This window comes from Vibrio sp. Evd11, assembly GCF_900382755.1.
Taxonomy (GTDB): Bacteria; Pseudomonadota; Gammaproteobacteria; order Enterobacterales; family Vibrionaceae; genus Vibrio; species Vibrio lentus.
In genome coordinates this window covers 46,485-69,274 of record NZ_OSDX01000022.1, presented here as the reverse complement: position 1 = coordinate 69,274, position 22,790 = coordinate 46,485, and the positions used below count along the sequence as shown (strand labels likewise).

Sequence of the window (22,790 nt, the reverse complement as noted above, 5' to 3'; positions counted from 1 at the left end):
CCACAACGGTATGCTAAGAACAAAAATGCCGTCACTCTTAAGTGAACGGCATTACTCCTTTCGGAGCCTTTTTTATATTTCGCTATTAGAAATATAAATGAGAACGATAAAAATATCTTATCTTTCCCAGTATGCTTCTTCTAGGCTATCTTCTCTTTCAGGAAGGCCGCGAGACAAGCGTGGTGAGTGCTGAACCAACACTTCATAGCTTGCACGGTTTGAATATTTACAAACTTGTGAAAAAGATGAATACGTTAAAAATGCATGTTGATGCTTGCTAGAGTTCGGCACATTTTCTTTATGATATTTATTTGCTGCCATATCATGTAATAAAGCCGACAACGCCGCATCCCCTGCACCATTGGTATTTTTGATCTTTTCTGGACCACCCATGTAAGGGGCAATATGCGAATAGATCTTCGTTGGGTAGTCACATAAGTCTTTATGCGCAGGACGGCTAAATTCATAGCGGTTAAATTCAGCAATCGAGCCTGGTAACAACGGTAATGACGTTTCACGCTTCACAGCATCTTCAGTGTAACCCGCCATAAACAAGCCAACAGGGCCAGCCGTACATAGAACTAAGTCTACCCAATCGAGTGCTTTGTCCGAAGCAGCAAGCGGATCGCTTTCACCAGTTAAGGCTTCAGCTTCGTCTTCATTCATTGCAACAACGGTTACGTGCTGTTCCAGGAAATCTTTCCAAAACTCTGGATCATCTTGAATAACGAATTTAGTACCAAGTGTTAAAACAACTGGCACATCGTATTTCTTCGCGTATTCGATCGCTTTCATTGTTGCTTCAGGCATAGGGTCGCCTGGCTTACAACGAACTAGATACGCTGTTAATACTAAAGCAGAAGCACTTTTGAAGATTTTCTCAGGAATGCTTTCTGGTTTTAATTGGTTCATTTGTCCTTCGCTAATTGCGAAAGTACGTTCACCATCTTCTGTAATTAATGCAAAGCAACGACCAATTGCGCCATCTACCCCTTGTAAATGGTTCAGATCCATTCTGCTTGATGTATTACATAAATAGCGGTAACCGTAGCTACCAATTTTAATATCTTGGCTCATTACACCTAACAGTGTTGAACGGTCATCCGCCAATACTGAGTAATTGTGTAATGTGTTCCCGATCGTACCACCAGCGTATTCATTGGTGATCAGGCACTGTTCTTTTAATTCTTGATATAAAGATTCAGCAGCTTCATCACCGATAACCAGTGAGTGCCCCTTACTTAGGCCATATTTTTCGATTAGCTCAGAACTCACTTTCGCTTCAATATCCACCAAAGTTTGGTCAATACCGATAATATGAGTACGTGACATTCTTTTGCTAGTTTGAGCTTGGCTTACTAAAGGATCACGAGCGTGAACCGGAAAATAGTGCTTTGATTTACGTTGTCCAGGGAATTTCATAAGGCTAGTCTAAGTCAAGGGGAAATAGGTGGCGGATTCTACCGCGCTATATTTAACGCGGCAATCTTTCAAACTATAGCAAACGTTTGCTAGGCTATTTTTTTATTCGCCTTCCATAAAGCTTAAATCAGGCAGCATGCCTAAATGCTCAGCGTAACGTTTTTGATTAAACTCAGCGCCGTTTTTCATCACGTCAAATACCTCAATTGCCAATGCACATGCCATTGCAGCAATTGCCTCTTCACGAGGAGTACCTGTCATCATTAAACGCATCAGCGTCTCTTTTACTTTCACAGGTTGGCCATCTTCAAGTTGGTTCTCGATAATCTCGATCAACTGTTCTTCTTGCATAAACTCATTTTGTTCAGACATTTTTTATCTCAGGTCTTGGATTTCGAGCGACTATGCCACATATAGATCTGACATCCTAGCGAGTCTCCTCGCGTTCATGCGATTCTCTAACGAAGTCAGCGCAATATTTGTGCAAATGAAACTGTGATTCCGGTCTCGGATCTGTCACGGTGTTTCTCTTTCTGTTAGAATCTGCGACCAAGTAATAGTAACGGTGTTTAGACATGTCAGATATCAGCTCTGGAAACAGCGAAAAGAAAGTAATTGTCGGTATGTCCGGCGGTGTAGATTCGTCAGTATCGGCGTATCTTCTTCAGCAACAAGGCTATCAGGTAGAAGGCCTTTTCATGAAAAACTGGGAAGAAGACGATAACGAAGAATACTGCACGGCAGCTGAAGACCTTGCTGATGCTCAAGCGGTATGTGACAAGTTAGGTATCCACCTTCACACTATCAATTTTGCAGCAGAGTACTGGGATAATGTATTCGAGTACTTTCTTGAAGAATACAAAGCGGGTCGTACACCGAACCCAGATATCCTTTGTAACAAAGAAATCAAATTCAAAGCATTCTTAGAGTTTGCGGATGAAGTATTAGACGCAGACTACATTGCTATGGGTCATTACGTTCGTCGTACTTTCCCAACTCAAGAAGAGCTAGACGCTGGCGTGAAACCAGAAATGCTACGTGGCCTAGACAGCAATAAAGACCAAAGCTATTTCCTATACACGCTAAGTTCAGATCAAGTGGCACGCAGCCTATTCCCTGTGGGTGAATTAGAAAAGCCTGAAGTGCGCCGTATTGCTGAAGAGCAAGACTTGATCACTGCGAAGAAGAAAGATTCAACAGGCATCTGCTTTATCGGTGAGCGTAAATTCACGGAGTTCTTAGGCAAATACCTACCTGCTCAACCGGGTAATATCGAGACACCTGAAGGCCAAGTGATTGGTCAACACCAAGGCTTGATGTACCACACTTTAGGTCAACGTAAAGGCCTACATATCGGCGGCACTAAAGGTGGCGGCGGTAACGAAGAACCATGGTTTGTTGGTGAAAAAGATCTTAAGCGTAACGTTCTGATCGCGGTTCAAGGTAAAGACCACCCGCTTCTTAAATCAGAAGGTTTGTTCGCATCTCAGCTTCATTGGGTTAATCGCACACCAATTACTGAAGTTATGACATGCACGGTAAAAACACGTTACCGTCAGACCGATATTCCTTGTACAATCATCCCAATTGACGATGATAACATTAAGGTTATCTTCGATGAGCCGCAAATCGCTGTAACACCAGGCCAGTCGGCTGTGTTCTACCAAGATGAAGTATGTCTTGGTGGTGGTATCATCGAAAAACGCATCTAATCTAATCGAACGAACAACAAACGATAGAAAACAACTAGGAGTTACTACGTGGCTAATACACTTTATGACCGTACTATTGCTTTCGCTGGAATTTGCCAAGCTGTGGCTTTGGTTCAACAAGTAGCGAAAGACGGCCGTTGTGATAAAGATGCCTTCGAAGCTTCACTCAATGCCATTTTAAATACTAACCCAGCGAACACTGTGGGTGTATTTGGCCGTGAGGCGAACCTAAAGCTAGGCCTTGAATGCTTAGTAAAGGGTATCGACAGTACTCCTGCTGGTAGCGACATTACTCGCTACATCATCAGCTTGATGGCGCTTGAACGTAAACTATCTGCTCGCAATGACTCTATGTCACAGCTTGGCGATCGTATTCAAACTGCAGAGCGTCAAACTGAGCACTTCGATCTGTTTGATGAGCAAATGATCAGCAACCTTGCGAGCATCTACTTAGATGTAGTGAGCCCTATTGGCCCTCGTATTCAGGTTTCTGGTACGCCAGCAGTACTTCAACAGACATCGAGCCAACATAAGGTTCGCGCCCTGCTATTATCAGGCATTCGAAGCGCTGTTTTGTGGCGTCAAGTTGGCGGCAAACGTCGCCACCTTATCTTCGGTCGCAAAAAGATGATCGAGCAGGCTCAAATCCTGCTAGCTCGCATGTAATTTATTAGCTCGCGCCTCGTCGCGAGCTTGTTTTTTGTACCAGTACAACTCTCACGCAAACGATTGCGCAATGTGCGTGACAATTGAGATTGTTACTGGTATAAACCTCTCAAAATTTAGAAAACTCAATTCAGGAGAACACCATGGAACTGTCAGCATTGACTGCTGTTTCACCAGTAGACGGCCGTTACGGAAGCAAGACTGTTGCATTACGCAGCATCTTTAGTGAGTTTGGCCTACTAAAGTACCGCTCTATCGTTGAAGTTCGTTGGTTACAAAAGCTTGCAGCTACAGATGCAATCAAAGAAGTACCAGCGTTCAGTGCAGAAGCTAACCAGTTTCTTGATGAGCTAGCTGCTAACTTCAGTGAAGAAGATGCTCTACGTATCAAAGAGATCGAGCGCACGACTAACCACGACGTTAAAGCGGTTGAGTACTTCTTGAAAGAGAAAGTTGCTGGCGTTCCTGAACTTCACGCTGTAAACGAATTTATTCACTTTGCATGTACTTCTGAAGACATCAACAACACCTCTCACGCGCTTATGCTTAAAGAAGCTCGTGACACAGTGATTCTTCCAGAAATCCGTAACGTAATTGATGCTATCAAAGCACTTGCGAACGAGTACCGTGATATTCCATTACTGTCTCGTACACACGGTCAGCCTGCATCTCCTTCTACTATGGGTAAAGAGATGGCTAACGTTGCGTACCGTATGGAACGTCAATACAAGCAAATCGAAAACGTTGAAATCCTAGCGAAAATCAACGGTGCTGTAGGTAACTACAACGCACACCTTTCTGCATACCCAGAAGTTGAATGGCACCAGTTCAGCGAAGAGTTCATCACTGAATCTCTTGGCGTAACTTGGAACCCGTACACAACTCAAATCGAACCTCACGATTACATCGCTGAGCTTTTTGATGCAATTGCACGTTTCAACACTATCCTTCTAGACTTCGACCGTGACGTTTGGGGCTACATCGCTCTTGGTCACTTCAAGCAGAAGACTATTGCTGGCGAAATCGGCTCTTCTACAATGCCGCATAAAGTTAACCCAATTGACTTCGAAAACTCTGAAGGCAACCTTGGTCTAGCGAACGCAGTATTTAGCCACCTAGCACAAAAACTTCCAGTTTCTCGCTGGCAGCGTGATCTTACTGACTCTACAGTTCTTCGTAACTTAGGTGTTGGTGTTGGCTACGCAATCATTGCATACACTTCGACTCTGAAAGGTATTAGCAAGCTTGAAGTTAACCGTGCTGCGCTACTTGCTGAGCTAGACAAGAACTGGGAAGTACTAGCAGAACCAGTACAAACAGTAATGCGTCGTTACGGCATCGAGAAGCCATACGAGAAACTCAAAGAGCTAACTCGTGGTAAGCGTGTAGATGGCGAAGGCATGCGTGCATTCATCGATGGTCTTGAGATTCCTGAAGACGAAAAAGTTCGTCTGAAAGAGATGACTCCAGCGAACTACATCGGTCAAGCTATCGAGCTAACTGACAAGCTGTAAGATTCGAATTTCGAATCACAGAATAGATTAAGGCTTCCCATGCGGAAGCCTTTTTGTTGAGCGGAACAAAGTGTACTGAGCAAGAGCTGTAATCAAAAGAACATAGAGCCATCCCTCCTAATTATCCTACACATATCAGTCCGAGCGATACCACCCATTAAATATCATAGCCCTCAGTCAACAGTACCCCTCTATTACCAAACACATACCCCTCGGATACTTACTGTCTTGAACACCAAGATCAAAAAAGGCCTCCCGAAGGAAGCCTTTCAAAGGTCTCTTGTCGACTAGCGACGACAGAATACGTAGCGACTACATGTTACGTAGAGACGCAATACGCTTATCTAGCGGCGGGTGGCTCATTAGAAGCTCTGTTAGAGACTTCTTACCGTTGATACCAAACGCCATCATAGAACCTTCTAGTTGTGGCTCGTGACTCACCTTTAGACGCTCTAGCGCTGCAATCATCTTCTCTTTACCCACTAGGTTTGCTGCACCTGCATCGGCATGGAATTCACGATGACGGCTGTACCACATCGTAATGAAGCTTGCTAGGAAACCAAATACCAGTTCCAACACCATAGACACACCGAAGTACACCATCATGTTGCTGCCACCCTCTTCTTCATTGTCATTCGACGCAACAATGTTGGCGATGAAACGAGATAGGAAGATAACGAACGTGTTCACTACACCTTGCATTAACGTCATGGTCACCATATCGCCATTCGCGATGTGGCTCACTTCATGCGCTAATACCGCTTCAGCTTCGTCACGCGTCATGTTGTGTAGCAGACCTGTTGATACAGCTACCAATGAATCGTCACGCTTAGCACCTGTCGCGAAGGCGTTGATGTCTGGTGAGTCGTAGATCGCCACTGTTGGCATACCAATACCAACTTGTTGAGATTGACGGCTTACCGTCTCCATCAACCAATGTTCTGTTTCGTTACGTGGGCTTTCAATGACCATGCCGCCTACAGAGCGCAGCGCCATTTTCTTTGACATCATTAATGAGATGAATGAGCCACCAAAGCCAAATACCGCAGCCATTAACAGCAAGCCTGAGAGGCTTCCTGGTTGCATACCTGTGACTGCATATACAATATTAAGAACAACACTTAGTACCAATACAACCGCAAGGTTGGTTGCAAGGAACAACATTACTCGCTTCATTACTTATCTCCGCATGAAAGCTGTTTTTATAAAACTTATTGTTATAGACAAGGCAGACAGCAATTTATTCCAACCTTGAAGACTTATACTTACTTATACATATAGTCTTAGATTAAGAAAACAAGGTTAAGCATTAAATTGCAACATTTGATTACGAGATTGTAGCTAAGTTAATCGCGGTCTATTAGACCTAAGTCGTATGGTGTCGATATAACAATCCGTTTACAGTGACCTCAGATGATTTATTGGCTAGTCCATGTACAAAAAGGGAACGATCATGGTTGAAGGTACTAACACTCAAATGGCTATCGATTTACTGTGCTGTCACCTAGGGATTACTGAAGAAGAAGCGAAAAAGCAGATTGGAATCCTAACACCGCAAACGGCACAGACAAAAATCACAGAAACACAGCAAGCACTAATGGGACTTACAAAAGAACATTAATCCCGAGTTTGCTGAATTAAAAGACTGGTTGTTTATCAACTTATGGTCAAAGGCTTAACATAGCAAAAGGGCTGCAATCGCAGCCTTTTTTCTATTTAACTCACAGTAACATTAATTGAAATATCGCTTAGCCAACAAATCACACTCATTTCGAAGAGCTTTAATAAACGGGTCACTTTCTAACTCAATGGTGTGAAACAGGCTAAATGGGACTTTCAAATCATTGCTTAGCAAACTCGTCTCTTTCTTTTCTATGTTACCCACTTTAACAGCTCCCTCAGCAGTTCGGTTAGGCAATAGTGCCCAGCCTTGGTATTGAAGAAGCTGTATGATTAAATCGCTACTACTGACAATACGCGTGCTATAGGAAAACGCTTTTATAGCGCCCTCTGCTTTCAATGCATTTTCACTCAGATATTGGATTTCCAACTGAGCATCTTCAAGATCAAAAATAGGTTTATGCGCCAACGAAGTACCGCTCCCAACGTATACACCATAATCAATATACCCAAGGTGTTGGAAGTGAGCTGGAAAACCTAAGGAAATAGCGCCTCTAGCCGGGAAAAAAGCAAAATCGAGTTCGCCACATTTGAGCTCATCAAGGCCAACCTCACGATTTCTCGCCAACCAGTTAATACTCACTAATGGAAAGCATTTAGTCGCCCATACCTCGACACTCTTCAAAAAATCAACTGGGAAATCGACATCATAGCCAATATTAAAATGTGTTCTCGACGCAGAGAATAAGAACTGACTCACTTCGGCCAGTTTACTCTCCTGCCTAATCACCAGAATCGCATGTGGATACAGTTTTTCTGCCGCAAATGTTGCTACTGCCTTTCTTCCTACGATATTAAAAAGAGCGTAACCTAAAGCATCTTCGTAAGACTTCACCAACTCCCTAACCGTTGTACGATCTTTATTTAAAGACCGCCCGGCTCCGCTAAAGGACTGGTTCTCGTAAACAGCAATGAAAGCTCGCAATTGTTCCAACGTATGCATAAAACACCTTTTGAACGCTTAACCCCATCATAAGTGGTTTTTAAGAGTGTTAAATTCCTTGCATAATTGCTAGCAGTATTTCTCACTTGTTAGTGCTATGACTCTCAAAACTCGATCAATAACTTCAAGCCCGCTGGCACAATTTAATGCTCCACTCTTAAGGCAGCTTTTTGCTCTTGCAGTCCCTATAACGCTACAAAGCATCTTTTTTTCTAGCAAGGGAGTCATTGACCTGATCATGATTGGTCAATTGAGCGAGAACGATATTGCAGCAGCAGGTCTCTCAAGCCGAGCCTTATTTTTTGCTACCATTATTCTCTCCGGTGTGACAACGGCTGGAGCAATCTTAATTGCTCAGTACTTTGGGAAAAAGGACGACCAAGGAACCAAAAGAAGTACTGCATTGACTTGGTTACTATCAAGCCTGCTTGCACTAATACCTTTCGGTGTTCTAGCACTGGCAAACTCACAAGTTATGGGGCTCTCTTCCAATAACGTCGAAGTGCAAGCTCTGGGCTCTCAATATCTATTTATTACCAGCTTTAGCTTATTTTGCGTAGCATTTACTGGCAGTATCGCTGCCTACCTACGCTCAGTACACCAAGCTTCAATCAGTTTATATCTAAGCAGTCTTGGGATCATTCTCAATATCTTACTCAACTGGGTATTGATATTTGGACACTTCGGCGCACCTCAGATGGGGTTAAAGGGGGCTGCAGTTGCCACATTAATCAGTAGCTTGCTCGAAGTGGCAATAACGATCATTTACCTGAAACTGAATAAAAATGTGGTCTTGTTTAATCTGTCAAATATAAGGCAAGCACTACAGTTTTCTCATATCAAACAGCTTACTCGTTTGGCTCTCCCTACAACCATCAACTTTACATTATGGGCTGGGGGATTATTCGCTTACACCTCCATCATGGGGCGCTCTAGCGATGAAGGGCTTATAGTCTTGTCGATCATTACTCCGATCGAAGCATTCTCCCTTAGCTTTTTGATCGGTATTGCAAATGCTTCCGCAGTTATTGTTGGTAACCACATCGGTGCCAAAGACTTTGATTTAGCATACCGCCACGCCATTATGATCACTGTGATCGCATTCATGGTTACTTTGTGTGTGTCATTATCACTGTATGCACTAAAAGACACCATACTAGGCCTCTTCACCTCCTTGGAAGCAACGACTAGAGAGTTAGCTGATAAATTCTATGTGATTTTGTGCTTAGGCATTATTTTGCGCTCACTTCCAACAACCATGGTCATTGGCGTGTTGCGAGCTGGAGGGGATGTGAAATTTTGCTTATACCAAGACCTAATCACTCAATGGTGTTTTGGTATCCCTTTAGCCGCCATTGGCGCTTTATTAATGGGGTTGAACCCTGAGTGGATCTTCGCACTTTTCTTTTTGGAGACTCTGTTTAAGTGGTTCGCTTGTATTTATCGTTTTAGAAGTAAGCGTTGGTTTAACTACTTAGCTCAATAGACACGATTTACCTATACAAAAAATTAAGAGATTAAAAATGAATATAATTACTTTGTATGAAGCCTACGGCGTCACCATCGCGACATTGCTTTTCATCGCCATTTATCTATTTATCCATGTTAAGTACATTCGGCATCATGCTGCGCACAAACGATTCCTTGAGGCTTTGTGGGCATTAATGAAAAACACCATTCATGGTGAGCATATTCGTACCATGGGCTATAAACCAGATGAAAATAAAGAAGATAAGAAAGTTTAGCTTGAAATATAAAAAACCGAGTGTAAAGGCTACACTCGGTTTTTACGAAAACAATATATTGAAACTATAGATTCAGAAGAGGCTGCACATTAATGTACTTACCAATGTTCTTAGACTTGGCTTTTGGCACATAAGGGATTTCACCTAACTTTGGCGCACCTAGCTTGTCTTCCAACATCGCAATAATATCAGCGTAATGTTCAGTGCCTGGATTAATGCGGTTAGCAACCCAACCTACTAGGTTTAGACCATCTGCACGAATCGCTTCTGCGGTTAACAAAGCGTGGCTCAAACAGCCAAGCTTAATCCCCACCGTCAGTACGACTGGAAGCTGCTCTTTCTTAACCCAACTAGACAAGTATTCATCGTCTGAAACCGGAACACGCCAGCCACCAGCACCTTCAACTAAAACGATGTCTGAATTCTGTTTATGCTCTTCTAACTTTGCTGATAATACCGCTTCATCAACCACGACGCCGTCATGCTTTGCAGCGATGTGAGGTGATGATGGTAGCAACAATGCATACGGGTTAACGTCTTCGTAAGCAACATCTTGCGTCGCAGCTTCTTGAAGGTGCAATGCATCACTGTTACGTAACCCTTCAGGGTATTGTTCACACCCAGCTGCAACTGGCTTATAACCAATTGTTGATAAATCTTGTGCGGCCAAAGCTTGAAGAATCGCTTTTGAAACCACAGTTTTTCCCACTTCGGTATCCGTACCTGCAATGAATAATGCATCAATCATAATTGAATAACCCCTAAACAAACTTGATATGTTGCTGGCAAGAAACCTTGATGGTTTTTAAACTCTCGATATTCCCGTTCAACAAGCTGCAACATGCGGCGGCTTGTTAAACCTTGTGAGCGACCACTTACGTGATTAGCGCCGATACCTTTAAGGTCGCGCATCAGTTCAAACGCAGTGTCGTACCAAACGGTGATGGTGGGCAAGTCTAGTTGATGAGCCGTACAGCTAGATTGCGCTAACGCAATTTTTACCTGATTGATTGTAGTAAAATGGTTAACGTGTTGATGTGCGTCAATTTTGGACCAAGACTTTTTCAGTTCAAACAGTGATCCATCAAGCAAAGTTGAGAAAATAACACGTCCACCAACAGCTGAAACACGCTTCATCTCTCTCAAAGGCGACGATAAATCGTCACACCATTGCAACGCAAGGCTCGAAAAAACGATGTCAAAAATCCCATCGTCGAACGGTAATTGTTCGGCGTCGGCTTGTTGATATGAAGAGACTGATACACCACAGCGCTGTTTTGCTTCGTCCAACATTCCATTGGAAAGGTCAGCACATACCACTGCAGCACCCCGCTTAACTAACTGTTCAGAGAAATACCCTGTACCACAACCTAGATCGAGCACCTTTAACCCAGAGAGGTCACTCGGTAGCTTATCCAATAGTCGGTGGCCTACATCGCGCTGAAATTCAGCGTGTTTGTCATAGGTTGCTGCTGCTTTGCCGAAGGCTTCAGCAATCGCACTCTTATCTTGGCCTACGTAATTATCCACTACTGCTTCTTGTGACATTTACTGAGCCCCATTATTTAACTCTATTGCTTTAAGCAACGAGTTGGTTAACTGAAGAATCTGCTTCTGACTGTGGCTGGCGGTTAAGGTAATACGCAAACGAGCTGTCCCTGTAGCCACGGTTGGTGGCCTGATCGCCGTTACCCAAACTTGTTTATGCTTCAACTCTTCTGCAATAGAAAGCGCGGCTTGGGCTTCACCAATCACAAATGGCTTAATCGGAGTCTGAGTATCAATAAAACCATTCACACCACTCATTTGCTCCGCATAGAGCGCACCTAATTCCATGAGCTTCTCTCGACGCCACTCTTGCGTCTGAATCATCTGACACGCATGAGACAAAGCCACCGCTTGTGAAGGTGGCATCGCCGTCGAATACACATGATGACGAGCAAACTGAGTTAAGTAATCACCCACTTCTGACGAACAAAGAATCGCGGCACCAGAAAGGCCAAATGCTTTACCAAAGGTCACCACCAAGATATCAGGTGAGATTTGTGCGGCGTTGCAGCTCCCAGCCCCTTTATCACCTAATACGCCAATACCGTGGGCATCATCAACCGCCAACCAACTGTCGTATTGATTAGTCAGGCTAGATATCTGACTGAGAGGCGCTTGATCACCATCCATGCTGAACACACCCTCAGTCACGACCAAGGATTGTGGAGTTTGACTCAATAGCGATTCTAAATGTTGCGTGTCGTTGTGCTTAAAGCGTTTCATGGTTGCAGGTGAAAGCATCCCCGCTTCCATTAAAGAAGCGTGGTTAAGTTTGTCTTGCAACAGAGAGTCGTCTTTTTCGAGCAGAGAAAACAACAAAGCTTGGTTAGCGCTGAAACCAGAGTTAAAGAGAATGGCGCGTTCAAAGCCAAGCCATTCACACAGCTGAGCCTCTAAATTTCGATGAGCCGGACTAAAGCCCGTGACCAATGGCGATGCCGCACTGCCTGCGCCATACTGAGCAAGTCCGGTTTGCCACGCATCGACCAATTCAGGATCGTTTGCCAAGCCTAAATAGTCATTACTCGAAAAATTAATGAAGCTAGAACCTTCGCTAGTAAGCAAAGGGCCATTACTGTTTTCTAACACCTTAAGTTGACGAGTTAACCCTTGCTCGCGACGATGAGCAAGGGCAATTTTAATGCGAGATTTAAACAGTGGCATCGTAGAACATGTCATCTTTCGTTGGACGAGCAGCAACGCGCTCCACCACTTGATCTAACAGTTCGTTTTCTTGAATTTCATCAGGCTTCTGAGCCACTTGTTGGCTGTTGATACCTAACTTCTTAAACAGCTGCATATCAGTGTCTTCGTCTGGGTTTGGTGTAGTCAGTAACTTACAACCGTAGAAGATAGAGTTCGCGCCAGCCATGAAGCACATCGCTTGCATCTGTTCGTTCATATTCTCACGGCCTGCAGATAAACGAACCGCAGACACTGGCATCATGATACGAGCAATCGCAATCAGCTTAATGAAATCGAAAGACTCAACATCATCGACGTTTTCCATCGGTGTGCCTTTCACTTTTACGAGCATGTTGATTGGCACACTTTCAGGGTGTACTGGGAGGTTCGCTAGCTCGACAAGTAGACCCGCACGATCATTGGTGCTTTCACCCATACCAATAATACCGCCTGAGCAAATCTTCATTCCGGCATCACGTACGTGAGATAGAGTGTCTAAACGATCTTGGTAAGTACGAGTAGTAATGATGCTGCCGTAGAACTCCGGAGAAGTATCAAGGTTGTGGTTGTAGTAATCCAGACCTGCATTCGCTAACTCACCTGCTTGATCGGGCGTTAGCATACCTAGCGTCATACAGGTTTCTAGGCCCATGCCTTTCACACCTTTAATCATATCAGTCAGGTGAGGCATATCGCGCTCTTTCGGGTTTTTCCACGCCGCGCCCATACAGAAACGAGTCGAACCCGCGTTCTTGGCTTTTTGCGCTGCATCCAAAACACGCTCTACTTCCATTAAGCGTTCTTTGTCTACATCCGTTCTGTAGTGAGCACTTTGAGGACAGTACTTGCAATCTTCAGGACAAGCACCGGTCTTAATTGATAAAAGCGTACTCACCTGCACGTGGTTGTGCTCTTGGTACTGTCTATGAACGACTTGAGCTTCAAACATTAAATCCATAAACGGTTTTTCAAGCAGCGCTGTTACTTCAGCAACTGTCCAGTCATGACGAACTTCCACGTGTCGATCCTTTTTTATTATTTGATGTTTCATCTCTATCAATAGAGATTGCATTTATGCTTGGCTAGTCTACCGACAAGCTTTAGACTGTCAACACATTGATAATGCCAAAAGTTTACACCTGGTTATTTTTTAATCACAACAAGAATGGAAGTTACTATGGATCTCGCCTTTGATCGCCAGCATATCTGGCATCCCTACACATCAACGTTAACACCTCTGACCTGCTACCCAGTCACGAATGCAGACGGTGTTTACCTAGAATTAGAAGGCGGAAAACGAATTATTGATGGCATGTCATCATGGTGGTCAACCATTCATGGCTATAACCACCCGGTATTAAATGCGGCCGCTCACAGCCAAATAGACAAAGTTTCGCACGTTATGTTTGGTGGTATTACCCACCAGCCCGCTATCGATTTATGTAAGAAACTGCTGAATCTCGCGCCAAGTAATCTAGAACACGTATTTCTAGCCGATTCAGGTTCAGTAGCCGTAGAGGTTAGCCTCAAGATGGCTCTCCAATACTGGCATGCCAAAGGGCAGCCTCGTTCGAAGTTCCTCACGCTCAGAGATGGCTACCACGGTGATACCTTTGCGGCGATGTCGGTGACTGATCCAGATAACTCGATGCACAGCCTCTACAAAGGCTTTTTACCTGAGCACATTTTTGCTGATTCACCAAAAACGGGATTTTGGGATCAATGGGACGCAAACGACATCAACAGCTTTCGAGAAAAGCTGGCAACCCACCATCAAGAAGTCGCTGCGGTGATCTTAGAGCCAATCGTTCAAGGTGCTGGCGGTATGCGTATCTACCATCCTGAATTCCTGAGACAGGTTCGCTTACTGTGTGATGAATTCAACGTCTTGCTGATCTTGGATGAGATTGCGACCGGATTTGGCCGTACAGGGAAACTTTTTGCTTGCGAACATGCCGATGTTCAACCGGATATCTTATGCGTAGGTAAGGCGCTAACTGGTGGCTATATGACCCTTTCAGCAACGCTTGCGAGTAAAGAAGTTGCTGACACAGTATGTGGCGGTGAAGCGGGTTGTTTTATGCACGGGCCAACCTTTATGGGTAACCCATTAGCTTGCGCGGTAGGTGCGGCAAGCTTGTCCATCATAGAGCAAGGCGATTGGCAAAATCAGACTCAACAAATTGAACAACTTTTCTCTGAGTTGCTACCGCCTTTGCGAGAGCATGATCTTGTCAAAGATGTTCGCTGGTTGGGAGCGATTGGCGTTGTTGAAACCCACACTCCTGTCGATATGGAAACCATCCAAGCTCACTTTGTTGAACAAGGCGTTTGGATACGTCCGTTTGGTAAATTGATTTATATGATGCCTCCTTTCAGTAGCAAACCTGAACATATCGAAAAACTTGTTTCAGCCATTGAAAGTGCATTACAGGATAATAACTGCTTTAAGTAAAACTAACGGAGTTTACTCTTATCTTCCTTGTTGGTGAATCTCACAAATTAAAAGGCCTTACGTGAAAGTAAGGCCTTACTCTATTTTCGGTGATAGTTAACAATTTAACGTAATTGGCTATCTTTACTTGCTCGACGATTAAACAATGAATGTCGATGTGCTGCATGCTCTAACATTGATTGGCATTCAACACAGAGACGTACGCCTTTTATCGCAAGTCGTCTTTGCTCTGGTATCTCACCACCGCATTCATCGCAATAACGTAAGCTTTCTCCGCCTTGAATGTTACCTCTAACTCGAGAGATCTCATCATCAATGGTATTTTGAATTTGCTGGCTCACACTATCGTCACCAGCCCACCCTACGGCCATAAGCCCTCCTCAGTAATTGAACGAGAAAATCTATACCTACCGCGGTAGGAGCATATTATAACCACATTATCGGCTTGTAATAATCGTAAGAATTAAGAAAACACTATTACGTACAGGTAACAAAGTTAATTATTTTTCACCATTGCCCCATTCTATAAGCAATAAAAAACCCAGCCTGCTGGCTGGGTTTTATTAGCAATCTAATGCTGAATCAGTCTAATTAACCGATGTGCGTTACGCCGCCCATGTATGGTTGAAGTACTGTTGGGATAGCAATACGGCCATCTGCTTCTTGGTTGTTCTCAAGAATAGCAACCATAGTACGGCCAACAGCAAGACCAGAACCGTTAAGTGTGTGTACAAGTTCAGGCTTCTTCTCGCCTTTACGACGGAAACGAGCTTGCATACGACGCGCTTGGAAATCCCACATGTTTGAACAAGAAGAGATTTCACGGTATGTCTCTTGTGCTGGAACCCAGACTTCTAAGTCGTAAGTTTTCGCAGAACCGAAGCCCATGTCACCCGTACATAGAATCACTTTACGGTAAGGAAGCTCTAGAAGTTGAAGTACTTTCTCAGCGTGACCTGTTAGCTCTTCAAGCGCTGCCATTGAGTCTTCTGGCTTAGTAATTTGTACTAATTCAACTTTGTCGAATTGGTGCATACGGATAAGACCACGAGTGTCACGTCCGTAAGAACCCGCTTCAGAACGGAAACATGGAGTGTGAGCTGTCATCTTAAGTGGCAGTTCAGCTTCATCAGTAATCGTGTCACGAACCATGTTCGTTACCGGTACTTCCGCAGTAGGGATAAGCGATAGTGTCTTAAGCGGTACATCACTTACTTGTTCAGTTAGCGGGCTTGTGTGGAACAAGTCTTCGCCGAACTTAGGAAGTTGACCAGTACCGTATAGGCTATCGTGGTTCACTAGGTACGGTACGTACATTTCTGTGTAGCCGTGCTCATCAGTGTGAAGGTCCAGCATGAACTGAGCAATAGCACGGTGTAGACGTGCGAATTTGCCTTTCATCACGATGAAACGAGAACCCGAGATTTTAACTGCGCTTGCAAAATCAAGACCGCCAGACATTTCGCCAAGATCAACGTGATCTTTCACTTCGAAGTCGTAAGTCTTAGGTTGACCCCAACGAGAAACTTCTACGTTGTCGTCTTCATCTTTACCATCTGGCACTTCTGCATCAGGAAGGTTAGGAATCGACATTGTGATCGTTTCTAGCTCAGATTGAAGCTCAGCCAATGTTACTTTAGCTTGGTCTAGTTCTGCGCCTAAGTTGCCTACTTCTGCAAGGATACGCTCAGCTTCTTCATGGTCGCCTTTTGCTTTCGCTTGACCAATGGACTTCGATCGAGAGTTACGTAACGCTTGTAGCTCTTCAGTTTTCATCTGAAGGGACTTACGTTTTTCTTCAAGTTCACGAATTGTCTCTACATCAAGGGTGAAGCCTCGACGTGCTAATTTTGCCGCTGTTTCATCCAGCTCAGCTCGAAGTAATTTAGAATCCAGCATTGCTAATCCTATGCTTTAGTTATTTGAATATTCAGTAGATTGCTACTGAATCACTGCTAAACCCCTAAAATTGGTGCTATTTCGACCAATTTATAACGATTTAATTGAATTTTTATGACTAGGTAACGATATCCAAAAAAGACTACTTTTCATAGCGTTTTTGTGGGCTTTTTGCGTCCAAATCCGCCAGATAATCTAGCTTCTCGCCAATTTTGGTCTCTAAGCCTCGTTTTGTTGGGAAATAGTATTGTGTTTCGCCCATTTCAGGCGGCAAATACTTTTCTCCAGCGGCGTAGGCACCTGGTTCATCATGAGCATAACGGTATTCTTGCCCGTAGCCCATGTCCTTCATCAAAGTTGTGGGTGCATTACGTAAATGATGAGGGACTTCATATTCAGGAAGGTTGTGAGCATCCGTTAAGGCTTGCTTCCAAGCGGTGTAAACGGCATTACTCTTTGGTGCACACGCTAAATAGACAACCGCCTGAGCAATCGCACGCTCCCCTTCTGCTGGGCCAATACGTGTGAAGCAATCCCAAGCCGACATTGCGACCTGCATGGCTCTTGGATCAGCATTACCAATATCTTCAGAAGCAATCGCCAGCAAACGTCTTACGATATACAAAGGGTCACAACCCGCTGCAATCATTCGCGCCGACCAATACAACGCAGCATCGGGATTAGAGCCACGAATCGACTTGTGAACGGCAGAGATTAGGTCATACCAAATATCACCCTTGTTATCGAAACGAGCAACCTTCTCGCCTGCCACTTCAGCTAACAACTGCAACGTTATCGCTTTCTCGCCCTTATCGTTGTCTTCCGCCATGTCATACAGCAGCTCAAGATAGTTGAGCGACATACGCGCATCACCGTTGACCAGTTCAGCAAGACGATCTAATACGTTATCAGCAAAATCAGCCGACACATCACCCAACCCGCGCTGCTTGTCTTCAATCGCTTGACGAATGACGAGAGAAATATCCTCTGTATTGAGCGAAGTCAATTTGTAAACACGCGCACGCGACAACAAAGCGTTGTTCAATTCAAAAGAAGGATTTTCTGTGGTCGCGCCGATAAACGTAACCGTGCCATCTTCGATATGAGGTAAGAACGCATCTTGCTGACTTTTATTAAAGCGATGGACTTCGTCCACAAATAGAATCGTTCTACGCCCTGCTTGCTTGTTCTCACGTGCTTTTTCAATGGCGATACGAATGTCTTTTACACCCGATGTCACCGCTGATACGCGTTCTACTTCTGCATTGGCGTAATTTGCTGCTACTTCGGCTAACGTAGTTTTACCGGTGCCCGGAGGCCCCCATAAAATCATGGAGTGGATATGGCCCGCCTCCAACGCTCTGCGAAGGGGTTTACCTGGACCTAATATATGCTGCTGACCGATGTACTGTTCAACAGTTTCAGGTCTCATACGAGCAGCAAGGGGACGAAAATCTTCGTCCCCTGCAAAATCTAAGCTGTAATTACTCAATTGCAATCTCTTGATTCGTTGATGGCATCAATGCCTATCGACTGACTACCAAACGATCTGCCAGTTTGGATCAGTTTCTTTGGTCGTCGACCTCGACACCTTCCGGCGCCACAAAAGTAAAGCGGTCTGCAGCAGGTTTACCTAAGTCCACATTGCTAAAGATAAACTCGCCTTTCTGACCGTCTTGTTCAATCACATTAAAGCCCTGAACAATGCCTTTCTCGGTGATGTTAATCTGGAAATCGCCCTGATTAGAGTCCACAGCCGTTGGCGTTAGCGTAAATTGGTTACCCGTTTGCGCAACATTGTAGTTATCCCAATCACTTGCTTGGTTACGAGTCAGCAATACAAATGGCGTTTGCGATGTGGCTTGTTCTTGCCAGTAAATGCTCACTTGTTCGATGAACGGGCTGTAGTACCACAAGCTTTGACCATCAGAGACCAATAGGTTTTCATCAGGGAAAGTCGTTTCCCAACGAAATAAGCTAGGGCGTGCAATCTCTACCGTACCTTCACCTTCCATCACTACATCACCGTCAGGGCTGGTGACGACTTGTTTAAAGTCAGCGCTAAAACCTGCATTCAGCGACAAGCGGCTACTCAACTCTTCTTTCGGAGAAGCAAATACTGAGAAGCTCATAAATAAAAGTGCGAATACTTTTTTCATCAATAATCCTGTTAGAACATAAGTCGGTCATGTTTTGGTTTTGACCGACTGAATAGTTATGAGTTCCTATTGGAACTAATCTTTTGGTGGCGCTGGCGCCAAGACTTCTCGGTTACCGTTATGTCCTGGAGCACTGACAATACCTTGAGCTTCTAATTGCTCAACAATTCGGGCGGCACGGTTGTAGCCGATCTTAAATCGACGTTGCACACCAGAAACCGAACCTCGGCGTGAATGAACAACATGTTCGACAACTTGATCAAACAGAGGATCGACTTCTTCATCGCCTTCCATCTTCTCACCTGGTAACAGTGTTTCTGGGGTTTGGTCGCCGTTAGTAATCTCTTCAATATAGTTTGGCTTACCGCGTGCTTTCCAGTTATTCACGACCGCATGTACATCATCATCAGATGCAAATGCGCCGTGTACACGAGTTGTGTGGCTTGAACCCGGTGGTAAGTACAACATATCACCCATACCAAGCAGTGACTCTGCACCACCTTGGTCAAGAATGGTTCGAGAGTCCGTTTTGGTTGATACAGTAAAGGCTACACGTGTCGGGATATTGGCTTTAATAAGACCCGTAATAACATCCACTGACGGGCGCTGAGTCGCTAAGATCAAGTGAACCCCCGCCGCACGCGCTTTTTGTGCCAAGCGTGCAATCAGTTCTTCAACTTTCTTGCCGACTACCATGATTAAATCGGCAAATTCATCGACAACAACCACAATGTAAGGCAGTTTTTCCAACAATGGCGCTTCAGGGTCCATGCTGTCGCCCGGTTTCCACAGAGGATCATGAATTGGGTGACCCGCTTCCGCAGCCATCTTCAATTTGTCGTTGTAGCCTTTAATGTTACGAACACCAAGTGCCGACATCAGTTTATAACGACGTTCCATTTCGCCAACACACCAACGAAGGGCGTTAGACGCATCTTTCATGTCGGTAACGACTTCAGACAATAGATGTGGAATACCTTCATAGATAGACAATTCCAACATTTTCGGGTCAATCATGATGAAACGAACGTCTTCAGGCGATGCCTTGTAAAGCATACTCAAGATCATCACGTTCACACCCACCGACTTACCAGAACCGGTGGTACCTGCAACCAATACGTGTGGCATCTTCGATAAATCAGCAATAACCGCTTCACCTGCAATATCTTGTCCTAGAACAACGGTCGTTGGTGACGTCGCTTCTTGGAACTGAGGGCTACCTACCACATCGGAGAAGAATACGGTTTGACGGCTCATGTTCGGCAATTCCAAACCAACATAAGGTTTACCCGGTATTACCTCTACGACACGCACTGCCAATGCAGAAAGTGAACGCGCTAAGTCCATAGAAAGACCAGAAATACGGCTCACTTTCACGCCAGGAGCCAGATCGAGTTCGAATCGAGTGATGACAGGGCCAGGGAAGATATCAACCACATCTGCCTTTATCTTGTAGTCCGCTAGCTTCGATTCAACAAGACGAGCAATCGCCTCTAGTGCATCGCGGTCAATAAAGGTTTCACGTTTTTCAGGGTGGAACAACAGCTCAAGTGTTGGCAATGGCTCGGCAGGTTTGGGCAAATTCACATCTTGCTGTACCAAAAACGGGTTTTGTGTCGCCGCCATATTCGCTTGCGCTTCAGATACCAGATTTTGGAATGCTGCTACATCTTGGTCTTGGTGCGCAGACTCATCTCCCGTGACCTCCTCCCATGGAAGCTCAACAACTGGCTCTTGAGCTTGTTCAGTCGTTTGCGTCAGCTCTTGTTCATAAGATGACGGAGCAAGTGGCTCTTCATCATTATCAATAGGTTCAGCGTCTAGCTCTGAATTAGGTTCAAAACTTTGCTCTTCCGTTGTCTCGAAAGGCGTTGAGAATTCTTGTGGTGTTTCTTCTATTTCACCCATTGGCGAAGCGTATAGAGATTCTGGTTGCACATCTTCAGTATCGAACTCGTTATTTACTTCTGATGAGCTCTCCATAACTGGTTCTACACTTTCAACAACCGTTTCAGTAGGATTAACTGATGGTTGCTCATCCTGCATGTATTGCTGATACGCGATCTGAGATTCATGCGCGTCAACCTGTTCCTGCTCAGCAAGATCATCTTCATACATAGCCGCATTTTCTAGCTGCTCAATAGTCGCGTTCAACTGTTTAGAACGCTCAATACCTTCTTCTAAAGGCTCTTCTGGCGCTTGGTAAACTGATGCAGCAGGAACCGGCTGTTGCTCAACTTGTTGAGGCTGAATCTGAGGTTGTTCTTGGACAGGAGCTTCTTGCTTAGCCGGCGCATCGACTGGCATGTGAATATTGTAATGACGCTTCGGCGATGCAGTATTGTCTAATACATTCGCAGTATCAGAAGAGTCATTGGTCGCAGAGAAGCTCAGTGCAGGATCTAGTGGATCATGCTCTGTTGATTCTTTGTTGTCTTCAATAGCAGGGACATCGCGGTAAGTAGGCTCTTGATGCTGCTGATGACGTTCTTCGATTAGATCTCGGTCTGCCGACTCTCTTAATTGTGGCTCAAGCAACTCTTGGTCTTCACCACGCGCTCTATTAACAGCTGAGGTAAACAGCTTAATCGCACATTCACCCAACCATTCAACGATACTCAGCCAAGAAATACCCGTTAATAGAGTAAAACCAGCACCCCATAAGAAAAGAAGAACCAGTGTACTGCCAAGAACGTTAAGCGTTGGGAGCGCAAGACTTGTTAATACGTCGCCAACCACGCCGCCTGATGAAAAGTACCAAATATCATCAAAGTTGATATCCGCTAGACCACAGCTAGTAAGAATAAGGACAGTAAGGCCAAGTAAGCGAGACCCCCACAACATGAAATCGATCTGCTCGTCTTCATTGCGTTTTCGGAACAACACCCACGCAGCAACTGTCACTAATATAGGAAGCGGGTAAGCCAGTGAACCAAATACGAAGAAAAGCGTATCCGCCAACCATGCACCTAGGTAGCCACCCGCATTCTGAATGTCACCACCCCACGCCGTTTGCGACCATGATGGGTCTGCAGGACTAAAAGTTAATAACGCAACGGCAAGTAGAATAGAGAAGAGAACACCCAAAATCAGGCTGCACTCTTTGAGACGTTGAGAACCATTCAAACGAGGAGACTGAGGCTCTTCACTCGTTTTAATGATTGTTTCTACTTTATTACTGCTCTGCTTGAACATAAACCAACTTAATAATTAAACGGGATAAAAACATAGCGAATGGCACGAGCCACTCGTTTTCATGAAACTACTGTTGATTTAACCATATCAAACAGAAAAACCCAATTCCAGAAAGCAAGAAAGCGGAACAAATGTCCGCTTTCTTTCATTTCACCAATTGTGATTAACGAGTTTTAATCACAAGTTGATTAGTTTGTTTCACTTCTTCCATTACAACGTAAGTACGAGTGTCGTTTACGCCTGGTAGACGCAGTAACGTATCACCGAGCAACTTACGGTAAGCACCCATGTCCGATACACGTGTTTTTAGAAGATAGTCAAAATCACCCGACACTAAATGACACTCTTGGATGTCATCCAGTTTCTGCACAGCGGTGTTGAATTGTTCGAACACATCTGGCGCACCACGGTTCAACGTAATTTCAACAAACACTAAAAGTGAAGCATCAAGGTACTGTGGGTTCAGCAATGCTGTGTACCCAGTAATGTAACCTTGACGTTCTAAACGACGAACACGCTCAAGACATGGAGTAGGAGAAAGTCCTACTCGCTTTGAGAGTTCAACGTTTGAGATACGACCGTCTTTTTGCAACTCATTAAGAATGTTGCGGTCAATACGATCTAGTTCCTTGGACGGCTTCTTATAATTGTCTGCCATTTTTTATTC

At 44.6% G+C, this 22,790-nt stretch carries 21 protein-coding genes; 7 read left to right on the top strand and 14 right to left on the bottom strand.

Annotated elements, in window-relative coordinates:
• Nucleotides 1-117: 117 nt before the first annotated feature.
• Both ED652_RS11780 and ED652_RS11775 read right to left on the bottom strand, forming a co-directional pair.
• Nucleotides 118-1,422, bottom strand: a complete 1,305-nt coding sequence (locus tag ED652_RS11780; protein ID WP_122054862.1) for an inosine/guanosine kinase — start codon at nt 1,420-1,422, stop codon at nt 118-120.
• A 102-nt stretch (nt 1,423-1,524) separates the two neighbouring features.
• Nucleotides 1,525-1,794: a hypothetical protein gene (locus tag ED652_RS11775; RefSeq protein ID WP_004734567.1), complete on the bottom strand. Its 270-nt coding sequence runs from the start codon at nt 1,792-1,794 to the stop codon at nt 1,525-1,527.
• A 203-nt stretch (nt 1,795-1,997) separates the two neighbouring features.
• Here ED652_RS11775 and mnmA point away from each other — a divergent pair, with 203 nt between their 5' ends.
• From mnmA to purB, 3 genes are all read left to right on the top strand, one after another.
• Nucleotides 1,998-3,134, top strand: a complete 1,137-nt coding sequence (gene mnmA / locus ED652_RS11770; protein ID WP_017109926.1) for a tRNA 2-thiouridine(34) synthase MnmA — start codon at nt 1,998-2,000, stop codon at nt 3,132-3,134.
• 48 nt (nt 3,135-3,182) lie between these two features.
• Nucleotides 3,183-3,800 carry a high frequency lysogenization protein HflD gene (hflD, locus tag ED652_RS11765; RefSeq protein ID WP_004734565.1) on the top strand — a complete coding sequence of 206 codons (618 nt, stop codon included), beginning with the start codon at nt 3,183-3,185 and terminating at the stop codon, nt 3,798-3,800.
• A 143-nt stretch (nt 3,801-3,943) separates the two neighbouring features.
• Nucleotides 3,944-5,314, top strand: a complete 1,371-nt coding sequence (purB, locus tag ED652_RS11760; protein WP_017109928.1) for an adenylosuccinate lyase — start codon at nt 3,944-3,946, stop codon at nt 5,312-5,314.
• Nucleotides 5,315-5,626: 312 nt separating this feature from the next.
• Here the strand turns inward: purB and htpX are convergent, their stop codons facing one another.
• The gene (gene htpX, locus ED652_RS11755; RefSeq protein WP_010439977.1) at nt 5,627-6,490 is read right to left on the bottom strand and encodes a protease HtpX; all 864 of its coding nucleotides are present in this window, start codon (nt 6,488-6,490) and stop codon (nt 5,627-5,629) included.
• A 256-nt stretch (nt 6,491-6,746) separates the two neighbouring features.
• Between htpX and ED652_RS23760 the strand changes: the two genes are divergently transcribed.
• Complete coding sequence (locus ED652_RS23760) at nt 6,747-6,935, top strand: hypothetical protein (protein WP_133146056.1); 189 nt, start codon at nt 6,747-6,749, stop codon at nt 6,933-6,935.
• Nucleotides 6,936-7,046: 111 nt separating this feature from the next.
• Here ED652_RS23760 and ED652_RS11750 read toward each other — a convergent pair whose 3' ends face one another.
• The gene (locus ED652_RS11750; RefSeq protein ID WP_122054861.1) at nt 7,047-7,937 is read right to left on the bottom strand and encodes a LysR family transcriptional regulator; all 891 of its coding nucleotides are present in this window, start codon (nt 7,935-7,937) and stop codon (nt 7,047-7,049) included.
• Nucleotides 7,938-8,034: 97 nt separating this feature from the next.
• Between ED652_RS11750 and ED652_RS11745 the strand changes: the two genes are divergently transcribed.
• Entirely contained in the window at nt 8,035-9,423 is a 1,389-nt protein-coding gene (locus tag ED652_RS11745) for an MATE family efflux transporter (RefSeq protein WP_122054859.1), read from the top strand.
• A 37-nt stretch (nt 9,424-9,460) separates the two neighbouring features.
• A complete protein-coding gene (locus tag ED652_RS11740; RefSeq protein ID WP_122054857.1) occupies nt 9,461-9,682 on the top strand; it encodes a hypothetical protein in 222 nt (73 codons plus the stop codon).
• Nucleotides 9,683-9,746: 64 nt separating this feature from the next.
• On the opposite strand, the gene bioD is transcribed toward ED652_RS11740, so the two are convergent.
• The 4 genes from bioD to bioB are packed head-to-tail and all read right to left on the bottom strand — an operon-like array spanning nt 9,747 to nt 13,433.
• The gene (gene bioD, locus ED652_RS11735; protein ID WP_122054856.1) at nt 9,747-10,430 is read right to left on the bottom strand and encodes a dethiobiotin synthase; all 684 of its coding nucleotides are present in this window, start codon (nt 10,428-10,430) and stop codon (nt 9,747-9,749) included.
• Entirely contained in the window at nt 10,427-11,230 is an 804-nt protein-coding gene (gene bioC / locus ED652_RS11730) for a malonyl-ACP O-methyltransferase BioC (protein ID WP_122054854.1), read from the bottom strand. Before bioC ends, bioD begins: the two co-directional genes overlap by 4 nt.
• Nucleotides 11,231-12,394: an 8-amino-7-oxononanoate synthase gene (bioF, locus tag ED652_RS11725; protein WP_122054853.1), complete on the bottom strand. Its 1,164-nt coding sequence runs from the start codon at nt 12,392-12,394 to the stop codon at nt 11,231-11,233. It abuts the gene before it with no gap.
• Entirely contained in the window at nt 12,381-13,433 is a 1,053-nt protein-coding gene (gene bioB, locus ED652_RS11720; protein ID WP_122054851.1) for a biotin synthase BioB, read from the bottom strand. Before bioB ends, bioF begins: the two co-directional genes overlap by 14 nt.
• 159 nt (nt 13,434-13,592) lie before the next feature.
• Between bioB and bioA the strand changes: the two genes are divergently transcribed.
• Nucleotides 13,593-14,870, top strand: coding sequence for an adenosylmethionine--8-amino-7-oxononanoate transaminase (gene bioA, locus ED652_RS11715; RefSeq protein WP_122054850.1), 1,278 nt, complete (start codon nt 13,593-13,595; stop codon nt 14,868-14,870).
• 104 nt (nt 14,871-14,974) lie between these two features.
• Here the strand turns inward: bioA and ED652_RS11710 are convergent, their stop codons facing one another.
• The 6 genes from ED652_RS11710 to lrp all read right to left on the bottom strand — a co-directional run bounded on the left by ED652_RS11710 (nt 14,975) and on the right by lrp (nt 22,781).
• Complete coding sequence (locus ED652_RS11710) at nt 14,975-15,241, bottom strand: DksA/TraR family C4-type zinc finger protein (RefSeq protein ID WP_122054848.1); 267 nt, start codon at nt 15,239-15,241, stop codon at nt 14,975-14,977.
• Between the two features lie 220 nt (nt 15,242-15,461).
• Entirely contained in the window at nt 15,462-16,769 is a 1,308-nt protein-coding gene (serS, locus tag ED652_RS11705) for a serine--tRNA ligase (RefSeq protein ID WP_004734554.1), read from the bottom strand.
• 142 nt (nt 16,770-16,911) lie between these two features.
• Nucleotides 16,912-18,267 carry a replication-associated recombination protein A gene (locus ED652_RS11700; protein ID WP_017098146.1) on the bottom strand — a complete coding sequence of 452 codons (1,356 nt, stop codon included), beginning with the start codon at nt 18,265-18,267 and terminating at the stop codon, nt 16,912-16,914.
• Between the two features lie 64 nt (nt 18,268-18,331).
• Nucleotides 18,332-18,928, bottom strand: a complete 597-nt coding sequence (gene lolA, locus ED652_RS11695; protein WP_122054847.1) for an outer membrane lipoprotein chaperone LolA — start codon at nt 18,926-18,928, stop codon at nt 18,332-18,334.
• 75 nt (nt 18,929-19,003) lie between these two features.
• The gene (locus ED652_RS11690) at nt 19,004-22,123 is read right to left on the bottom strand and encodes a DNA translocase FtsK 4TM domain-containing protein (protein ID WP_122054845.1); all 3,120 of its coding nucleotides are present in this window, start codon (nt 22,121-22,123) and stop codon (nt 19,004-19,006) included.
• 163 nt (nt 22,124-22,286) lie between these two features.
• A complete protein-coding gene (lrp, locus tag ED652_RS11685; RefSeq protein ID WP_004734558.1) occupies nt 22,287-22,781 on the bottom strand; it encodes a leucine-responsive transcriptional regulator Lrp in 495 nt (164 codons plus the stop codon).
• Between the last annotated feature and the right edge of the window lie 9 nt (nt 22,782-22,790).

Coding starts and splice junctions, on each gene's coding strand:
- lrp (WP_004734558.1), bottom strand. CDS start 22,781: ATGGCAGACAATTATAAGAAGCCGTCCAAGGAACTAGATCGTATTGAC.
- ED652_RS11745 (WP_122054859.1), top strand. CDS start 8,035: ATGACTCTCAAAACTCGATCAATAACTTCAAGCCCGCTGGCACAATTT.
- ED652_RS11750 (WP_122054861.1), bottom strand. CDS start 7,937: ATGCATACGTTGGAACAATTGCGAGCTTTCATTGCTGTTTACGAGAAC.
- serS (WP_004734554.1), bottom strand. CDS start 16,769: ATGCTGGATTCTAAATTACTTCGAGCTGAGCTGGATGAAACAGCGGCA.
- lolA (WP_122054847.1), bottom strand. CDS start 18,928: ATGAAAAAAGTATTCGCACTTTTATTTATGAGCTTCTCAGTATTTGCT.
- bioF (WP_122054853.1), bottom strand. CDS start 12,394: ATGCCACTGTTTAAATCTCGCATTAAAATTGCCCTTGCTCATCGTCGC.
- htpX (WP_010439977.1), bottom strand. CDS start 6,490: ATGAAGCGAGTAATGTTGTTCCTTGCAACCAACCTTGCGGTTGTATTG.
- bioC (WP_122054854.1), bottom strand. CDS start 11,230: ATGTCACAAGAAGCAGTAGTGGATAATTACGTAGGCCAAGATAAGAGT.
- mnmA (WP_017109926.1), top strand. CDS start 1,998: ATGTCAGATATCAGCTCTGGAAACAGCGAAAAGAAAGTAATTGTCGGT.
- bioD (WP_122054856.1), bottom strand. CDS start 10,430: ATGATTGATGCATTATTCATTGCAGGTACGGATACCGAAGTGGGAAAA.
- bioA (WP_122054850.1), top strand. CDS start 13,593: ATGGATCTCGCCTTTGATCGCCAGCATATCTGGCATCCCTACACATCA.
- ED652_RS11780 (WP_122054862.1), bottom strand. CDS start 1,422: ATGAAATTCCCTGGACAACGTAAATCAAAGCACTATTTTCCGGTTCAC.
- ED652_RS11740 (WP_122054857.1), top strand. CDS start 9,461: ATGAATATAATTACTTTGTATGAAGCCTACGGCGTCACCATCGCGACA.
- ED652_RS11710 (WP_122054848.1), bottom strand. CDS start 15,241: ATGGCCGTAGGGTGGGCTGGTGACGATAGTGTGAGCCAGCAAATTCAA.
- purB (WP_017109928.1), top strand. CDS start 3,944: ATGGAACTGTCAGCATTGACTGCTGTTTCACCAGTAGACGGCCGTTAC.
- ED652_RS11690 (WP_122054845.1), bottom strand. CDS start 22,123: ATGTTCAAGCAGAGCAGTAATAAAGTAGAAACAATCATTAAAACGAGT.
- ED652_RS11775 (WP_004734567.1), bottom strand. CDS start 1,794: ATGTCTGAACAAAATGAGTTTATGCAAGAAGAACAGTTGATCGAGATT.
- ED652_RS23760 (WP_133146056.1), top strand. CDS start 6,747: ATGTACAAAAAGGGAACGATCATGGTTGAAGGTACTAACACTCAAATG.